General features: G+C 36.1%; 17 protein-coding genes and 1 riboswitch. Of the genes, 10 read left to right on the forward strand and 7 right to left on the reverse strand.

Annotated elements, in window-relative coordinates:
* Window positions 1-48 precede the first annotated feature (48 nt).
* Both ACYQ73_RS24540 and ACYQ73_RS24545 read left to right on the forward strand, forming a co-directional pair.
* Window positions 49-174 (forward strand): hypothetical protein, encoded by a 126-nt coding sequence (locus ACYQ73_RS24540; protein ID WP_460014844.1) that lies wholly within the window; start codon window positions 49-51, stop codon window positions 172-174.
* 330 nt (window positions 175-504) lie between these two features.
* On the forward strand, window positions 505-1350 hold the full coding sequence (locus ACYQ73_RS24545) for an aldo/keto reductase (RefSeq protein ID WP_460014845.1): 846 nt from the start codon (window positions 505-507) through the stop codon (window positions 1348-1350).
* Window positions 1351-1432: 82 nt separating this feature from the next.
* On the opposite strand, the gene ACYQ73_RS24550 is transcribed toward ACYQ73_RS24545, so the two are convergent.
* Window positions 1433-1816, reverse strand: a complete 384-nt coding sequence (locus ACYQ73_RS24550) for a winged helix-turn-helix transcriptional regulator (RefSeq protein ID WP_460014846.1) — start codon at window positions 1814-1816, stop codon at window positions 1433-1435.
* A gap of 110 nt (window positions 1817-1926) precedes the next feature.
* Between ACYQ73_RS24550 and ACYQ73_RS24555 the strand changes: the two genes are divergently transcribed.
* The 3 genes from ACYQ73_RS24555 to ACYQ73_RS24565 all read left to right on the forward strand — a co-directional run bounded on the left by ACYQ73_RS24555 (window position 1927) and on the right by ACYQ73_RS24565 (window position 4940).
* A complete protein-coding gene (locus ACYQ73_RS24555) occupies window positions 1927-3111 on the forward strand; it encodes an MFS transporter (RefSeq protein WP_460014847.1) in 1185 nt (394 codons plus the stop codon).
* Between the two features lie 330 nt (window positions 3112-3441).
* Window positions 3442-3852, forward strand: a complete 411-nt coding sequence (locus ACYQ73_RS24560; protein ID WP_460014848.1) for a hypothetical protein — start codon at window positions 3442-3444, stop codon at window positions 3850-3852.
* Window positions 3853-3998: 146 nt separating this feature from the next.
* Window positions 3999-4104, forward strand: a riboswitch (SAM riboswitch).
* A 98-nt stretch (window positions 4105-4202) separates the two neighbouring features.
* Window positions 4203-4940 (forward strand): cyclase family protein, encoded by a 738-nt coding sequence (locus ACYQ73_RS24565; protein ID WP_460014849.1) that lies wholly within the window; start codon window positions 4203-4205, stop codon window positions 4938-4940.
* Window positions 4941-5151: 211 nt separating this feature from the next.
* Here the strand turns inward: ACYQ73_RS24565 and ACYQ73_RS24570 are convergent, their stop codons facing one another.
* Together ACYQ73_RS24570 and ACYQ73_RS24575 are read right to left on the reverse strand one after the other, a co-directional pair.
* Window positions 5152-5748 (reverse strand): DedA family protein, encoded by a 597-nt coding sequence (locus tag ACYQ73_RS24570; protein WP_460014850.1) that lies wholly within the window; start codon window positions 5746-5748, stop codon window positions 5152-5154.
* A gap of 197 nt (window positions 5749-5945) precedes the next feature.
* Window positions 5946-6719 (reverse strand): Cof-type HAD-IIB family hydrolase, encoded by a 774-nt coding sequence (locus ACYQ73_RS24575; protein WP_460014851.1) that lies wholly within the window; start codon window positions 6717-6719, stop codon window positions 5946-5948.
* Window positions 6720-7139: 420 nt separating this feature from the next.
* Between ACYQ73_RS24575 and ACYQ73_RS24580 the strand changes: the two genes are divergently transcribed.
* The 3 genes from ACYQ73_RS24580 (at window position 7140) to ACYQ73_RS24590 (ending at window position 9818) form a co-directional block, all read left to right on the forward strand.
* The gene (locus ACYQ73_RS24580; protein WP_460014852.1) at window positions 7140-7835 is read left to right on the forward strand and encodes a DUF2225 domain-containing protein; all 696 of its coding nucleotides are present in this window, start codon (window positions 7140-7142) and stop codon (window positions 7833-7835) included.
* Between the two features lie 24 nt (window positions 7836-7859).
* Entirely contained in the window at window positions 7860-8213 is a 354-nt protein-coding gene (locus tag ACYQ73_RS24585; RefSeq protein ID WP_460014853.1) for a hypothetical protein, read from the forward strand.
* Between the two features lie 180 nt (window positions 8214-8393).
* On the forward strand, window positions 8394-9818 hold the full coding sequence (locus tag ACYQ73_RS24590; RefSeq protein ID WP_460014854.1) for an erythromycin esterase family protein: 1425 nt from the start codon (window positions 8394-8396) through the stop codon (window positions 9816-9818).
* Between the two features lie 49 nt (window positions 9819-9867).
* Here ACYQ73_RS24590 and ACYQ73_RS24595 read toward each other — a convergent pair whose 3' ends face one another.
* The 3 genes from ACYQ73_RS24595 to ACYQ73_RS24605 all read right to left on the reverse strand — a co-directional run bounded on the left by ACYQ73_RS24595 (window position 9868) and on the right by ACYQ73_RS24605 (window position 13525).
* A complete protein-coding gene (locus ACYQ73_RS24595; protein ID WP_460014855.1) occupies window positions 9868-11043 on the reverse strand; it encodes a DUF4272 domain-containing protein in 1176 nt (391 codons plus the stop codon).
* 18 nt (window positions 11044-11061) lie between these two features.
* Window positions 11062-12336, reverse strand: coding sequence for an SMI1/KNR4 family protein (locus ACYQ73_RS24600; protein ID WP_460014856.1), 1275 nt, complete (start codon window positions 12334-12336; stop codon window positions 11062-11064).
* A gap of 358 nt (window positions 12337-12694) precedes the next feature.
* Complete coding sequence (locus ACYQ73_RS24605) at window positions 12695-13525, reverse strand: MerR family transcriptional regulator (protein ID WP_460014857.1); 831 nt, start codon at window positions 13523-13525, stop codon at window positions 12695-12697.
* Between the two features lie 167 nt (window positions 13526-13692).
* On the opposite strand from ACYQ73_RS24605, the gene ACYQ73_RS24610 reads away from it, so the two are divergent.
* Both ACYQ73_RS24610 and ACYQ73_RS24615 read left to right on the forward strand, forming a co-directional pair.
* Complete coding sequence (locus ACYQ73_RS24610) at window positions 13693-14160, forward strand: N-acetyltransferase family protein (RefSeq protein ID WP_460014858.1); 468 nt, start codon at window positions 13693-13695, stop codon at window positions 14158-14160.
* The gene (locus tag ACYQ73_RS24615) at window positions 14147-15496 is read left to right on the forward strand and encodes an MATE family efflux transporter (protein WP_460014859.1); all 1350 of its coding nucleotides are present in this window, start codon (window positions 14147-14149) and stop codon (window positions 15494-15496) included. Before ACYQ73_RS24610 ends, ACYQ73_RS24615 begins: the two co-directional genes overlap by 14 nt.
* 59 nt (window positions 15497-15555) lie before the next feature.
* Here the strand turns inward: ACYQ73_RS24615 and ACYQ73_RS24620 are convergent, their stop codons facing one another.
* Window positions 15556-16095, reverse strand: a complete 540-nt coding sequence (locus tag ACYQ73_RS24620; RefSeq protein WP_460014860.1) for a GNAT family N-acetyltransferase — start codon at window positions 16093-16095, stop codon at window positions 15556-15558.
* Between the last annotated feature and the right edge of the window lie 100 nt (window positions 16096-16195).

The following is a 16195-nucleotide window of genomic DNA, read 5'->3' on the forward strand; positions in this document are numbered from 1 at the left end:
TTCAAGATCCGTGGCATCCGCCGGAGGCTTTAGGCCAACAGATGTTTTTTGCGCGAAAGCGTAGTGCTAACGCAGCGTCCGCAGCATGATGTTGGTCACTCAGTCGTTGCCACAGGACGTGGCGTTCTTAGACTGAGTTCCTCTATTTCAGTATGTGTTTGGTACAACTACTAAATAGGATCCTTATCTTCTGTAGATGAAGCTACAGAAAACATTTTTGCTGAATGAAGATAAAAGCATCAATTACTTATTCTATTTCAGGCATTGAATAACCTTCTACCACCTGCAAACTATAAGTATTTTTACTTTATTACCATTAATTGCAATTAATGCAGAAGACCGAATAACGTGAACTAATAAAAATTTCTTACAGCGAACCATTGATATTCCACAAAAGTTACCTCCACGTTTCTATGAAACCAAAAAGTGCGTACTTTTTTTTGCAATGGCATGGAAGCATAATAAGAAAGCAACAAAGCACAAATGAAATTGGAGGACAGAAAAATGATTAATCATTTACAAGATAAAATTACATTAAATAACGGCTTACAAATGCCTGGTATGGGTCTAGGCGTATTTCAAGTACCGAATGATGTTACAGCAGAAATGGTGAAAAATGCGATTGAGGTTGGTTACCGTAGTATCGATACTGCTGCTATTTATGGTAATGAAGCAGGGGTTGGTGAAGGTATTAGTCAGGCACTAGCAACTACTGGTTTAAAACGTGAGGATTTATTTATTACATCAAAAGTATGGAACGATGGCTTGAGCTATGAAGAGACAATTGCAGCATACGAGGACAGCTTAGAAAAATTAGGGCTAGATTATTTAGACCTATATCTCATTCATTGGCCAGGTAAAAATAAATTTGCAGAAGCTTGGAGAGCACTCGAAGATTTATACGAGCAAGGGAAAATAAAAGCTATTGGGGTATGTAATTTCCATGTATCACACTTACAAGATCTTCTTAAAATAGCTCGTATCAAACCAGTTATTAACCAAGTGGAACTTCATCCACGATTACAACAAACTGAGCTACGTTCATTCTGCGAAGAGCACAATATACAACTGGAAGCTTGGGCACCATTAATGCAAGGTGGACTTCTTGATAATGAAACTATTTCAAAAATTGCTGAAAAATACGGGAAATCAAATCCTCAAGTTATCTTGCGCTGGGATATTCAAAATGGTATCGTCACAATTCCAAAATCTGTGCGCAAAGAACGTATGATTCAAAACGCTGATATTTTTGATTTCACACTATCTGATGAAGAGATGGCAATCATTAACGCCATGAATCTAGATCAACGTGTTGGACCAAACCCAGATGAGTTTGATTTTGTCATGTAAACGATAGCTATGCAAACGTGAAAGAGACTGTCTTATTTTCTTAGTATAGAAAACTTTTTTAGACAGTCTCTTTCCAATCTATTTAAGATGTATGCTTTATTGCGATATCTTCATCACGTTGCATTAACAGTACATCTTCACCTTTATCTTGTAGCACTTCGATATGTTTTTCACCCCAAGTGCAAAGCATGTTCAGCACAGGGTCCATCTCTTGACCATAAGGTGTTAGCGAATATTCAACTTTTGGCGGTACTTGATTGAAAACCTTACGATTAATTAATCCAGACTGCTCTAATTCACGTAATTGGCTCGTTAGCATTTTTTGCGAAATGCCTGGAATCAATCGGCGAAATTCATTCGTACGAATCTGACCATGGTGGTTAAGATGACAAAGAATAATAGGTTTCCATTTGCCCCCAATGACTTCAAGAGTGGCTTCAACACCAATATTATAAACTTTTTTCATTGTAAACCCCCTGTAATATTCAAAAGTAACTAAAAGTACCCTATATAACTTTTAGGTGTATATGAATATTACTATATACTATAAAAAAAATCAAAGGAGATATTATTAGAATGAAAGATACAAAAGTGCCGAATGCCAAACTAACTTTACTCGCACTTGCCATCAGTGCATTTGGTATCGGCTCTACAGAATTTATAAGCGTCGGATTACTTCCGTTAATTACAGAAGATTTTGACATAACATTAAGTACTGCGGGTTTAACTGTATCCATATATGCACTAGGTGTAACTATTGGTGCACCGCTTTTAACCGCATTAACATCGCGCCTTAGTCGCAAAAATGTGTTACTGCTCGTTATGGTACTGTTTATTATCGGTAATTTACTTGCAGCCTTAGCACCCTCATTCTCATTGCTACTAACTGGGCGTGTTATTTCAGCATTAGCACATGGTGTGTTTATGTCCATTGCCTCTGTTATAGCTGCAGATGTTGTAGCACCTAATAAACGAGCAAGTGCAATAGCTTTTATGTTTACAGGACTAACTTTAGCAACTGTGACTGGTGTCCCGCTAGGAACTTTTATTGGACAAGTAACCGATTGGCGAATGTCGTTTATTTTCATAGTTATCATAGGTATTATTGGATTAATTAGTAATGCCCTGCTTGTGCCAAGTCACTTATCCAAAGGGAATCCAATATCCATTCGAGATATGGGTAAAGTATTAGGGAATATTCGAATGTTATTAGTCCTCTTTATTACTGCAATTGGGTATGGTGGTGCATTCGTTGTATACACCTATGTTTCTCCTATTTTAGAGCAGTATATGGGCTACTCACCAAGGGCAATTGTCGTGATCTTAGTTGTATATGGTATTTGTGTTGCCATCGGTAATACATTAGGTGGTCGTTTTGCGAATAATAACCCTTTACGTTCTATCTTTATTATCTTTATAGGCTTAGCATTAGCACTACTCGGCATCAACTTCTTTTTAGAATCATCAATCGTTGGATTAATAATGGTCTTTATGATGGGGCTATTTATGTTTATGAATGTACCGGGATTACAGCTTTATGCCGTTCAGCTTTCGGAAAAATATATACCATCAGCTATTTCAATGGCTTCAGCATTAAATATTTCGGCCTTTAACATTGGTATTTTTCTAGGATCATACATTGGAGGAATCATCGTTCGCCACCAATCATTAGCTCATACTCCTATATATGGATTCTGTATGGTGATGATTGCTGCAGCGACTACGTTCCTATGGTTACTCTTCGATAGAAATAAACAATAACCTTTGTGAATGTTATGGCGCTTTAAATGAGGTGGATTACCGTTCCCGACTATTGCTTTCACTACAAAAGTCATTTGTTCATGTTAATGAAGTGACCGGTCGGAACGGAAATCAACTCCACGTTATTGCGATGAATTCATTTTTATATAATTACTTTGTAGATTTATCGGAACAAAATCTCATTTTATCGGAACAATTTTAGCTTTTATCGGAATCTTTTCTCGTTTTATCGGAACAATTTCAGTTTTTATCGGACGACTCCACCATTAACACCTAAAGTCTTTGTTGTACATAAGATAATGTATCAGCTATAGGATAGGAGGAATTTAGTTGTATTACAATCCTTATCCGTATTTTGTCTATCCTAATTATTTTCCGGCATGGGTAATGGCCAATCAACCAACAATTCAACACCCTTCTAGCCATCTAGCAATGCCGACAAACCCAACGAATAGAAGTCCATTTCCAATTGTCAATACAAAGAAATTGAAGACTTCCGCGAATCGAATCAAGGTTATTATGCAGCAAGCACAATTACTTACGGATAAAATTGATGAATCAGAGCAATTTGCACATGATCTTATGAACGCAGCACAACAATCAAATAAAACAGAAGTTGAAAAGTTAATTGCGTCAACAGGCATTACTCTAAAATTCGAAACTACCTATACACCAGATGGATTTCGTATAACATTTACTGAAAGTAGCTGTTGTAAGCTAACACTAATTTTGGGTTGGTGACGAGTTGGTCCTTTGAAGAGGGACTCTTTTTTTGCCTTTAGCATCTTTATAAACTTTAACCTTGTATCCCTATTGAACTTGTAAACTATAAATAAATATGCTAAAGTGTTTGTAATCATTATTTCTGAAAATTCTTATATCGTTTTTTCTTATCAAGAGAGACGGAGGGATTGGCCCTATGAAGTCTCAGCAACCAGCCTATAGGTATGGTGCTAATTCCAATTGGCAAAATTCTGCCTTGAAAGATGAGAAGACTTACTTAGTTGCTTTGCACGAGAGTCCTCTTCTTCAAGGAGGACTCTTTTTTTATTGTTGCATTCAAAAAAATTAAAAGAAAGCAGGGAATTATTATGGCAAACGAACTTTTACAAGCAATTCAACTATTGAAATCAAAAGAATGGGTAGATTTAACACATACATTTGGTCCAAATTCTCCACATTTCTTTATGTTTGATGATGCAAAATTTGAAACATTATTTTCGCATAATGATGGCTTCTTTGCACAGCAATTCACTTTCCCAGGGCAATACGGAACACATATCGACCCACCTATCCATTTTGTGCGAGATACACGCTATTTAGAGGAATTGGAGCTAAAAGAACTAGTGCTACCACTCATCGTTATTGATAAATCAAAAGAAGCCGAAGTAAATAACGACTACTCGTTAAGTGTTCAGGATATTCTTGACTTTGAAGCTGAATATGGAGAAATTGAGGCAGGTACCTTTGTTGCGTTACGTACCGATTGGAGTAAACGTTGGCCAGATAAAGAGTCTTTCAGTAACAAAGACGCTGATGGCAATAATCATATTCCTGGCTGGGGATTAGAAGCGTTACAATTTTTATTCAACGAACGAAAAGTAAGTGCTATTGGTCACGAAACTTTTGACACGGATTCAGCAGCAGATTTCCGTAAAAATAGTAAGCTAGACGGCGAGTATTTTGTGCTAGAGCAAGATACTTACCAAATTGAGCTTATGACAAATTTAGATAAGCTACCACCAAAAGGCGCTGCTATATTTAATATTGTGCCGAAGCCTGAAAAAGCATCTGGATTCCCTGTCCGTTCATTCGCAATATTACCGTAATATAGCAAAAGGTCTGATTCCATAAATATTGAATCAGACCTTTCATCAATTATGCCTCGAAATAATTCCATGACATCCGCCGGAGGCTTTAGGTCAACAGATGTTTTTTGTGCGAAATCGTAGCGAAGCAACAAATGTTTTTTGTGCGAAAGCGTAGTGCTAACGTAGCGGCAGCAGCGGATGTTTGGACACCCGCTGAAAGAAGTTAAATTTATTTAGGTGAATTCTTTCTTTTGAAAACAAAATAAACGACCAACATAATGATGATGAACAATACTATAACATAAATACTGTAGCGGGATAAATATAGCCCTACATAATGCCATTTCTCTCCAAGTACTTTCCCTAAGGTAATAAAAGTAAATGTCCAAATAATTGCTCCCGTATAAGCAAAGAAAGCAAATTTTTTATAAGGATAATTATTGATTGCCGCAATGTATGCAGTAAGATGACGTACACCTGGAATAAAAAAACCTATTAATAATAATATTGGTCCAATTTTATCAAATAATCTTTTAGTAAAATCAATTTTCTGTTCAGTAATATGGACCTTCGAACCGTATTTTCGTAATAAAGGTAGCCCGAATTTATAGCCTATATAGTAGCTCAGGGTAATTCCCCCCGCTGCACCTACCATAGCGCTAATTAAAGCTGGAATATGTGCAAGCGTTTCACTATATACGCTATACCCTACATATGTCAAAAATATTTCATCAGGAAGTGGCAGCCCGACAATTCCTCCTACTAGGATAAGAATGATGCCAAAATATCCATAATGTTCAATAAGAGATTGCACGTGATGCGCCATAAATCATCCCACCTAAAGCGTAATAATTTTTAATAGTTAGCTTTATCATAACTCAAAGGAGACAACATTATGAGTATTATGGATTTAATACAGTTTTCTCCATGTAATCATCAATGTTGTATTATAAAAAATGCGTTTCATAATCATAATTTTTTCTTAGTGACTAGATGATTCCTATTATTAGTTTAAGCCTACTATTAAATTATTTGTAGCTCACGTAGAGCAAAATCAATACCATCCTCAACTGATTTCTTCGTTACATAATCAGCGACTTTTTTTAATGCTTCGCTACCATTTCCCATTGCAATACCAAAGCCAACCTGCTCCAGCATGTCGATATCATTATCTCCATCCCCAAAAGCAAGCGCCTCCTCAGAACTCAAGTCGAAATACGCTAGTACAGCCTGGACAGCAATAGATTTAGAAACATCATGTTGCAAAACATTTGTAATGTAAGGGTGCCACCTTTTAAATAATAAATGAGGAAATTTTGAAGTATACTTTTTCTCTATATCCTCATCACCATATAAACACATTAAATAAACCTCTTGCGTTAAAATATCTTCATTAATAGCGGGAAACTCTTGCAAAGATAATGTTTCTCGCATGGCTTTTAATGTCTTTTCCTCTTGGACGTTATTCATTGACAATTGTTCTGTAAAAAAAGATAGACTTTGTTTATTTTCATCAGCAAAAGCTTTAACTGCCTGGACGATTTCTTTTGCAACAGGTATTTTATGTATTACTTGATCTTGATACTTAGCATATGCTCCATTAGCTGTAATAAACGTCTCTATTCCTATATTTCTTAACTCCTGGCACATTGATAAAGGTCTCCCTGTAGCAGCAACAAGATGAATTCCTTTGTTTTTTAATTGCTTAATAGCGTTCCTTGTACTCTCTTCAATACGACCATCTTCATAATTAACAAGCGTTCCATCTACGTCAAAAAATACAATTTTATAATCCATCGTTCTCTCCTTATCGCTTACTAATAACCCTATATTTTCCCAATCAATATACTTGTAATTTTACATTAAGAAATATCTTTATATCAAAATTATTACATAGGCATTATTACCTATATATCAACTTGATAATAAAAAAAATTAATAGTTATTTAATGAAACATTTGTACTTTATTTGACAAACTAAAACGAATGTATAACTTGCTTTAACTACACCGATAAACACTATTACGGGTACATATTGAAATTTCAAATAACTAAGAAAGTAATGAACATTTTTATTTTAATAATTCTAAAGGAGTATACCAAAGAACATAGAATTGTTAATATAAAGGTAGTTAAATTAAATATATTGAACGATACTATCCACCATATAAATAGAACAAAAGAAATAATCCTCTGGATGTAAAGGAGTTGATTCTTATGGCATTTAACATTTACTACTATGAAAGTAGTGTGGATTGCAAGTTTTGTAAAAAGCATTTCACCACATATAAAGTACGCCCTAATCGATATAAAATTATCGAAGAACAAACAGACTTCATGCCAGTTTACGAAGGTTTAAACCCGTTATTGTATGAAGTTGCCGTTTGTCCACATTGTGGCTATGCTTACCACAAATCTATGACAAGAACATATGGGCCTTTCATGCTTCTTATTGATGAGCTGTACATAAAAGAGCTACAAAAACCAATGGATATCTGCAAGGAACGTACGATTGATGATGCCATTGTAAGCTTTAAATTAGCTTATCTTGTATCAAGAGCATCCATGGAAGAGTCACTTCTTATGGCCAATTTCGCTTTAAAAATAGCCTGGCTATATCGCTTAAAAAATGATGAAGAATCGGAAATGCGCTATCTTTTTGCTGCTAGAGATTTTTACAGCAAATCTTTTGCATCTAATCAAGAGGGCGGAGAGAGAATTCAATATTTACATGCAGAATTAAGCCTCCGACTTGGAGATATTGCTGAAGCGAAAAAAGGATTCTCTCGATTAATAGCAGATCGAAATGTTTCCAATAAATATCGAAAACTCGCACGAAATCGCTGGGAAAACTATAAATATGATGAGCAACCGAACAACGCAAATAAAACTATAGAAGAAGTCATCAATTGAAGTAAAACGAGGAGAGTAATAATCATGCAGCTATTTACCAAAAGGATTGATGTGAGAGAAGAAGATATTTTTTCAGAACTACATCATTTTTTACTGAGAAAAAATAATCGCTATTTAACGAATGATGAGGTAGTTGCATTAACTGGGGTTTCATCTGAGCTACTCTATAAATGGGTAAAAGCAGGGAAATTAAAAAAATCGATATTCCCTAATTTAGGCGCACCCTGTGAACGCTGCGGACAAGTTACTCAGGCGAAAATCTGTGTTAACTGCTCATCAACCATTGTGAATACTTTAAAACAAGAGGAAAAGGATCGTGCATGGTTCAAGCAAATACAGCGGAATAATCCTAGAGCTAGCACGTATCACTATAAATAAAATAGTTAACATCTCTACAGTGTACTTACGCTAGGAGATGTTTTTTTATCTGCCTCCGCTCGAACAATCCAAAATAATGACATATGACCAAATTTAAACAAAATTTAAACAAACTCCCCTTTTACTTTAAACTTCACTATCTATAATTGGTCTTAACATATAGCGAAGGACTGATAGAAAGTGACAAAAGGTAAGAAACGTAAGGTTTTATTATCATTAAGTATTGCGTTAACAAGCTTTGCAGCGTTCAACGGAGTATCAAATGCATCGGCAGCAGTTCCAGCGGTAGAAGAACGCGTAGCTTTAGATAACAATTTAGAAGTGAAGCAAGCTCGCACATCCAGTGAAACTCTTCAAGATTGGAAAAAGTGGACAAACGACCATGCTTACAGCTTAACATCCATTCAACCTGAAGCAATTAGTCAACAAAACATTCCATCTACTAAATTTGAAGATTTAGAGATGTTAAAGCCTTTATTGCATGATAAGCGCATCGTTTTTTTAGGGGAAAGTTCACATGGCGCAGCAGAATTTAGCCTAGCGAAAACACGTTTAATTCAATTTTTACACCAAGAAATGGGCTACAATGTCCTAGCCTTCGAAAGTGGTATGGGGAATGCCATGAATGCTCAAGGACAAATTGATAAACAAACAGCGCAACAAACGATGAAGGATGCTATTTTTGGTGTATGGTGGTCAAAAGAAACACTGCCGTTATTTGAGTATGCTAAAAAAACACAGAATACCGAAAAACCTTTAAAATTAGCAGGCTTTGATATTCAACAGCAAGGTGCATTTACAAACGGCAACTGGCTACAAAATAGCAAGCTTGCTAAACAGTTCAGTGAAGTAGAGGAGCAACTTGTTGACTGGAGTTTCGGTAAGGATCTAAAAGGCTACCAAAAGGCGAAACCAAGCATTATCGAAGTGTATAAACAAGTAAAATCACAAGTACAGCTAAAAGAAAACGAGTTAAAAGCGGCGTATCCGGGCGAGCCTCATATTGTAAAGCTCATGGAACGTACTTTAGCTGACCGTATCCGTTTAGCAGACGAATATGTAGAACTATCAATTCAAGCAAATATTGAACTTGAGCAAAATAAATATGATTCTTTTTTAAAGACAATGGAATGGCGTGACCAATCAATGATGGAAAACCTCCTTTGGTTAGCAGAGGAAATTTATCCAACTGAAAAATTTATCGTCTGGGCACATAATGACCATATACGTAAAGCACAATCCGAAGTAATGGGTTCTCCTTATCCGGTAAAATTGATGGGTGAACGTCTACCAGATATCTACAAGAAATATAGTTATGTGCTTGGTCTTTATATGACTAGTGGCGAAACAGCAAACAATTCAAAAGAACCTATGTCCGTTTTACCGCCAGTAAAAGGATCAATCGAGGATATTGTTTCATCTTCAAATAAACCGTACACATTTATCGACATGCGAAACCGTCAAAATGAACGAGGAAACTCATGGATGTTTGAACCACGTGTATCGTATAGCTGGGGAATGATTCAGGAAAGTCTTGTTCCACGCGATCAATATGATGGTATTCTGCTGATTGATAAAGTAAGTAAACCAAATTATATAAAATAAGAATATAAAAATAGCAAACTAGTTTTTCTTCTAGTTTGCTATTTTTCTTTTAAGTATCCATCGACATGTTATCCCATTCTTCACTTCGATGCCCTATCATCCAGAACAAGCCTCTTCGTCTTTCCATGACGATGCTTTCATTCATCTCGGCAGGAGCCGCTTGGTCTTTTATCCGACTATCTACACAAGCCCAATGGTATCTGTAAATCTTGTCGGCTTCATCCAATATCTCTTCCTGACTACGCATAGCAGTTTGTAAATAAAATTGTTCAAACGTTTCACAGTTAGAAACAACTTGAATGGCATACTCGCAATCACATACTTCATCAGGAAAATCGAGCTTCTCAACAAAGCCAAGTGCCCAAATAAGCGTCCAATAAGCCTCGTATTGCCATGAAATATTAACGGCTTCTTGCACATCTGGTTCAGAAGCTTGTAAAAAGTCTCTTTCGTTGCTAGTTAGATAGTCTTCCACTTTATATGTACGTAACATATTGATGAAAAAGTCTCGCGATTCTTCTACATTGCCACCTTGCGCCACATCACAGGCAAATTGAATGACAATTAACAGGGCTACAGCTCTTCTAGCAATGTCTTCTTTGGTTTTAAACGGACAAGCTTCTATTATTGGGAGTTGAGGAAGGGAAGCTGTATAAGGAATAGCTTTCTCTTTTAAATATGCTATCGTTTTATTTTTTCTTTGTTCACCTTCTTCCGATGACACCTCTTGTCCCCTTACCTTTCGTGTACAAGCGTGGGGTCTAAAGTCAGATGGTCCTGATTGCCCGTCAGGAAAAACAATTACTATCCCTTCATCGTCTAATAAAGTACCCTCCGGTAAAAAACCAATGCCACCTATACTTGATAACAACCTCGTAAATAACTGTATCTGTTCTTCATTTATCTCTTTTTCCGCTTCGATTGCAATCACTGTATTTAATACAGATATTTGAGTCAAAACTAATTCTTTTAAATTGTCATCTTCAAATGGAATATTGTCGTAATATCCCATCATCCCAGGAATATTATTAGCGAAGTAATCTGGGTTCGTATCTTCAGACATGACTCTAATTATTAATTTATATTTTTTAAACAGCGCCTTGGATTTTATGACATACTCATTATCATTTTTATCGACAGCAAAGCCTTTTGCAAAAACATCTGAAATTTTCACTTCAATATCATCAATGTTGTTCTTAGATGCAAATATAGTGAAATAGTTCATTCTTCTCTCCCCTTTTATTCACCAACTATCTAAGCCTGCAAGAGCTTGGCTAAACAGCTGTTTATTTTTCCGTAGTATTTCGTTTTCCTTCCAAAAAGCAAGCAATTGTCTCCAATTGTCTTTATCTACACATGTTGTTGGCGCAATTTCTTGCTGCATCATTTGCCATACCGCCCGTATCGCTGTAAGCCTTTCCACTTCACTGCCACTCAACCATTCAAATAACATCTCTGCACTTGGCTGGGATTCTGCGAAAAGTGTAGACCATCCATCTATCGGAAATGAAACATAAGACTTCATCCAAGCTATAATTTTCGGATTATGGAAATGACGTAGTCGGTGTAAAGCTGTATAGGAATCAACTGTCTTTTTGTCGATATCTTGAAGAACAAGCGATAAACCTTCTTCCGCAGGTAGACAATTTGCTGTTAAATAATCTCGAATTCGGCTAGGAATATTATTTTTGTCACTCCAGAGCGTCCTTACCCAATCACTTGCCTCTACCGCACAAACCTTTACTAGCACTTCACTCCATACTTCTTTATATGCTGGTGGCAGTGATTGTTCAATTTTATTTCGAAGTGCATAATACACCGTACTAGGATCAAACTGTGCAAATGCTTCCGGAACGCTATCTTCCACTCCATGCATCGATACATATATTAATAAGGATTCTAAGTTAGACATTGCTTGCTTCAGAGTTAGTGTGAAATATTGTTCGAGCCACTCCAGCCATATTTCAGAGCTAGTCAGGCTCAAATCAAGACCATCTTCACTACAAAACTGTCGATGCTGGCCACAATCTGCACCTATACAACCTAAAGCTGTGGCTCGTTCAGTATAGATTTTAAAACTCCCAGCAAGTAGGTCGAACTCATCTTCCTCATGACTCCAATACCAAACGGAGCCATCCTCAATTCTAATAAGAAGTGCATCACCGTTGCCAGCCGTGTGAAACTGTAAATATAGTTGTTCATCTAGATTTTCACCTGCACCGCCGAAATCAGGGAATTCAAGCTCTTCCAAGCTCCAACCAAAATCACCTGATGGCGTCTCCTCTAGTTCAATAGGAAGTAAGGCCTCATCTGGCAAAGACCAATACATCCCCACTTGTCGCGAACAATGTAGTAATAAATTACGGAACTCAGAAGGAATACGAACGCCAAGTCGCTCCTCTACTATTGATAGCTCTTGTTCTGTAGCTACAGGTGCTATCTCAAGCGGATGCACCCAAGCTCCTTGCTGTTCAAACTGTTTTATTAATTGCGTCCATCGTTCAACCCATTTTTGCATTACGATCCCTCCGTGTTAAGAAAAATAGTCGAATAATTGGGTTTAAGTAGTGCAAATACTGTTCCATCAACGATAGTCGATATAAAGTGGTAACGCTCAGTTGTAGTCATGTGTTACGTTCTACTTTAAATTCATGAAAACTTCTCGCTCAACTTTCTTTTGTATCGTCATGAAATCATTTACTTATTAGAACTAGGCTTAATTTATGTTAAAATGTTAATATTTTACTTCCTTCAAGGCTTAAAATATATGATAAATTACCTTACTATTTTTATTTCCTAGACCTTGTTCAGTATCATATTTAAAGATATCTCCTTATAGAACATTTGAATGTAACTATAAAGTGATAATTTACTTATCAACAACCTTTTTTAATTTCTATCATAATTTTCGTTACATAATCCTCTTCACGATTTTTAATAACGGCGTCATAAATATATTCCTCATATACGTATTCCCCAAGTTCAAAGCCTTTTTCCCGCATGACCTTAAATAATCGCTCGTAAGACTCACCAAGTGTAGTGGAATTTCCTACATGGTATCCTACAATAAAATCCCCTTCTATCGCTTCAAAATAAGGATGACCTTCTCGTAGGTGTGGCTGCTCTATATACAAGAAACTATAATTATCATAGTTTCCAGCTAATACTTGCTCTCTTCTTGTAATCCCTCCAATGGGATAACCAGTGTCTAATTGAAAACGATCTAATTCATCTATAAAATCTGAAACAGCCTTCGTAAACTGTTCCTCTTTAGAATCCTCGATATTTTTACTTAAATACAATGTGGCCTCTGGCAGATGTTCAATCGTAATACTATCAAAATCAAGGCGTAAGGCTTCCTCTGTTAAATCGATTTTTACTTCAATAATGCTTTCAATCATCTCCAACTCTCGACGTTTTTTCTCTACGATTTCCTTTTGCTGATACATTAAGTCTAAGAAATTTTCAGGTGATTTTTCTGCCATATATTTTTGAATATCCTTTAAAGACATGCCAACTGCCTTTAATAGCTCAATCACACTGAAAAAGTCATATTGTGCAATGGAATAATATCGGTAGTCTTTACTATCCTTCATAATTGGTGATAATAAGCCGATTTGATCATAATAAATTAACGTTTGTTTATTAACCTTACAAATTTTTGCGAACTCACCAGTTGTAAAATATTTTACATTTTTATTAAACATTTTTAAGTTTCCCTCCTTGACTATATAGTTACTATATACATTAGATTGTAGCTATTCACAATTAATTATGCCACGACATAATTGTAGCTGTCGCGTTGCTTTCGCTACAACTAAACAATGCGTCCGGACCGGCTGAAAGAAATTAAAAATAGAAAGGTTTTGACATTATGTTCACGGAAATTCGTGACATTACAGCTTTAAACGAAGAAGAAATATTGGCATTACGTATTGCAGATAATCAGCAAGATTTTATTGAAAGTACAACGCAATGCTTAGCGGAGGCAGAAACAGATAAACGCTTTATTCCTGTTGGATTGTTTAAGGACGAGATTGCAGTCGGCTTCGCTATGTATGGTGTGTTCCTGCATAAGGACAATACACAACGTGTTTGGTTAGATCGCTATTTCATTGATGAGCGTCATCAGCACAAAGGTTTAGGAAAATATTTTTTACAGCAGCTTATTCATTACTTAACAGCTAAATACAGCTGTCAAAATATATATTTAAGTGTCTATGACAACAATATAGTAGCTATTCAGTTATATAAAAAATTTGGATTCATCTTTAACGGTGAGCTAGACGACAATGGTGAAAAGGTGATGGTAAAGGAGGTACATGCTTATGACTACCATTAATCCAATTGAAACAAGACCACTGAAGCCCTTGTTTTTATCATACTTATTTCCAGCTATGATTGGTATGTTGCTGATGTCGGTGAATATTTTAGTGGATGGTATTTTCGTTAGTCACGGGGTTGGACCTACCGCTTTAGCAGGAGTAAATATCGCCGTACCCATTTTCTCGATTTTACTATCTATTTCCCTTTGGATTGGTATGGGTGGGGCAACACTATTTTCAATTTCTCTCGGTGAGGGCAATAAAAAAAGAGCGAACCAGCTCTTTACATTAGCATTTACAACAATGATTGTTGTCGTTATGACACTGATTCTAATACTTTTATTAAATTTAAAGGAAATCTCCTATATATTCGGGGCAAGTGATGCTACCTTTCCTTATGTACAAGAGTACTTACATGTTATTTTGATCTTCGGTGTGTTCTATACAATTGAAAACTTACTAAGCATTTTTATTCGAAATGATGGCAATCCAAAGCTTGCGATGATGGGTTTAATCACTACATCTGTGTTAAACATTATTTTAAACTACATCTTTATTTTCGTGCTCCACTACGGCGTAACTGGCTGTGCCCTGGCTACAGCACTTTCCACAATAATCGGTATGTCGGTACTTTGCCTACATTTCTTCCGAAAACAATCCGAATTAAAGTTTGTACGTAAGTTTTTCAACCTATCTGATTTAAAGAAAATATTCGCTATTGGGCTACCTAGTTTTATTGTTGAAGCCTCCGTCGCTGTTATAGTTATTTTATATAATGTGACATTTTTACACTATTTGGGCTCAGATGGAGTAACCGCCTACGCGATGATTAACTATATTCATACCGTACTATTAACAGTATTCCTTGGTATTGGTATGGCCCTACAGCCCCTCGTTAGTTATCACCACGGTGCCAGATTAATTGAGAGATTAACAGCGTTATTGAAAATCGGTATAGCCACTGCATTTATTCTAGGTTTAACTACTGTCATAATTGCTACGTTATTCCCTTCCCAGCTAATAGCCTTATTCGGTGATAGTACGTTTGAAATTCGTAATATGGCAGCACAAGGCTTTGTACACTTTGCAATTGGGTATGTATTCCTTGGAGTGAACATGGTCTTTGCGGAATTCTTCCAATCAATTGAAAAAATACGTCTTGCCACAACCATAATGTTACTTCGCAGTATTATATTATTTATCCCTGCTCTCGTACTATTGCCTAAATTATTTGGCCCACAAGCTATTTGGTGGACATTCCCCGTCGCAGAAGGTATTACCGCATTGCTAATTTTTATATTTATGAAGAAAAAAACACATACCATTTTCTCAGAAGCAAGTTCCTTAAAATAAAGCAATATAAATAAAGTTAACCCCCTTTCAATACAATGATTGAGAGGGGGTTAGCTGTACTAATGGCTCTTTTTTAATTGCATATATTCATCACGGAGAATACTCATAATTATTTCATCAGAATACTTACCATTCATATATAAGGATTGCCTTAAAGTTCCTTCCTTTTTGAAGCCTACCTTTTCGTACGATTTAATCCCCCGAATATTATGAGAGTAAACTTGTAACTCTAAGCGATTAAGCTGAAGCTCCTCAAACGTAAATTTTTGAACAAGCTGAACTGCCTCTGCCCCATATCCCTTGCCGCAATCCTCTATACTATGTAAAGCTATACGAAATATTGCCTTTTTATTGTCTAAGTCTATTTCCATAATGGCTAAATCACCGATAACTCGGGTATTTTCTACTAAACAAATAGCAAAATCATGGCGTGTGGAATCTTCGCTAAATCGAATCAAAGCCTCTCTAATCTGATCCTTCGTTAAAATGTTACGTGTACCCGTCATATACATAATTTCTTCATTTTGAAAACACTTGTAGATACTATCTACATCTTTTTCAGTAATCGGTCTTAAAAATACACCTTGCCCTGTAATCATAAAAAAGCCCTCCCTTTAACTATATTGAACAAGATTTCTAGTTGAAAGAATATGCCTAGTTCAATTAAGAAACGTTCTAGACATAAGAAAAGCACTAACA

This window comes from Lysinibacillus sp. CTST325, from assembly GCF_054665055.1.

What these genes read in the sequence shown, in the direction of transcription:
- ACYQ73_RS24545 (WP_460014845.1), top strand. Translation starts at nt 505, where the DNA reads ATGATTAATCATTTACAAGATAAAATTACATTAAATAACGGCTTACAA.
- ACYQ73_RS24550 (WP_460014846.1), bottom strand. Translation starts at nt 1,816, where the DNA reads ATGAAAAAAGTTTATAATATTGGTGTTGAAGCCACTCTTGAAGTCATT.
- ACYQ73_RS24555 (WP_460014847.1), top strand. Translation starts at nt 1,927, where the DNA reads ATGAAAGATACAAAAGTGCCGAATGCCAAACTAACTTTACTCGCACTT.
- ACYQ73_RS24565 (WP_460014849.1), top strand. Translation starts at nt 4,203, where the DNA reads ATGGCAAACGAACTTTTACAAGCAATTCAACTATTGAAATCAAAAGAA.
- ACYQ73_RS24570 (WP_460014850.1), bottom strand. Translation starts at nt 5,748, where the DNA reads ATGGCGCATCACGTGCAATCTCTTATTGAACATTATGGATATTTTGGC.
- ACYQ73_RS24575 (WP_460014851.1), bottom strand. Translation starts at nt 6,719, where the DNA reads ATGGATTATAAAATTGTATTTTTTGACGTAGATGGAACGCTTGTTAAT.
- ACYQ73_RS24580 (WP_460014852.1), top strand. Translation starts at nt 7,140, where the DNA reads ATGGCATTTAACATTTACTACTATGAAAGTAGTGTGGATTGCAAGTTT.
- ACYQ73_RS24585 (WP_460014853.1), top strand. Translation starts at nt 7,860, where the DNA reads ATGCAGCTATTTACCAAAAGGATTGATGTGAGAGAAGAAGATATTTTT.
- ACYQ73_RS24595 (WP_460014855.1), bottom strand. Translation starts at nt 11,043, where the DNA reads ATGAACTATTTCACTATATTTGCATCTAAGAACAACATTGATGATATT.
- ACYQ73_RS24600 (WP_460014856.1), bottom strand. Translation starts at nt 12,336, where the DNA reads ATGCAAAAATGGGTTGAACGATGGACGCAATTAATAAAACAGTTTGAA.
- ACYQ73_RS24605 (WP_460014857.1), bottom strand. Translation starts at nt 13,525, where the DNA reads ATGTTTAATAAAAATGTAAAATATTTTACAACTGGTGAGTTCGCAAAA.
- ACYQ73_RS24610 (WP_460014858.1), top strand. Translation starts at nt 13,693, where the DNA reads ATGTTCACGGAAATTCGTGACATTACAGCTTTAAACGAAGAAGAAATA.
- ACYQ73_RS24615 (WP_460014859.1), top strand. Translation starts at nt 14,147, where the DNA reads ATGACTACCATTAATCCAATTGAAACAAGACCACTGAAGCCCTTGTTT.
- ACYQ73_RS24620 (WP_460014860.1), bottom strand. Translation starts at nt 16,095, where the DNA reads ATGATTACAGGGCAAGGTGTATTTTTAAGACCGATTACTGAAAAAGAT.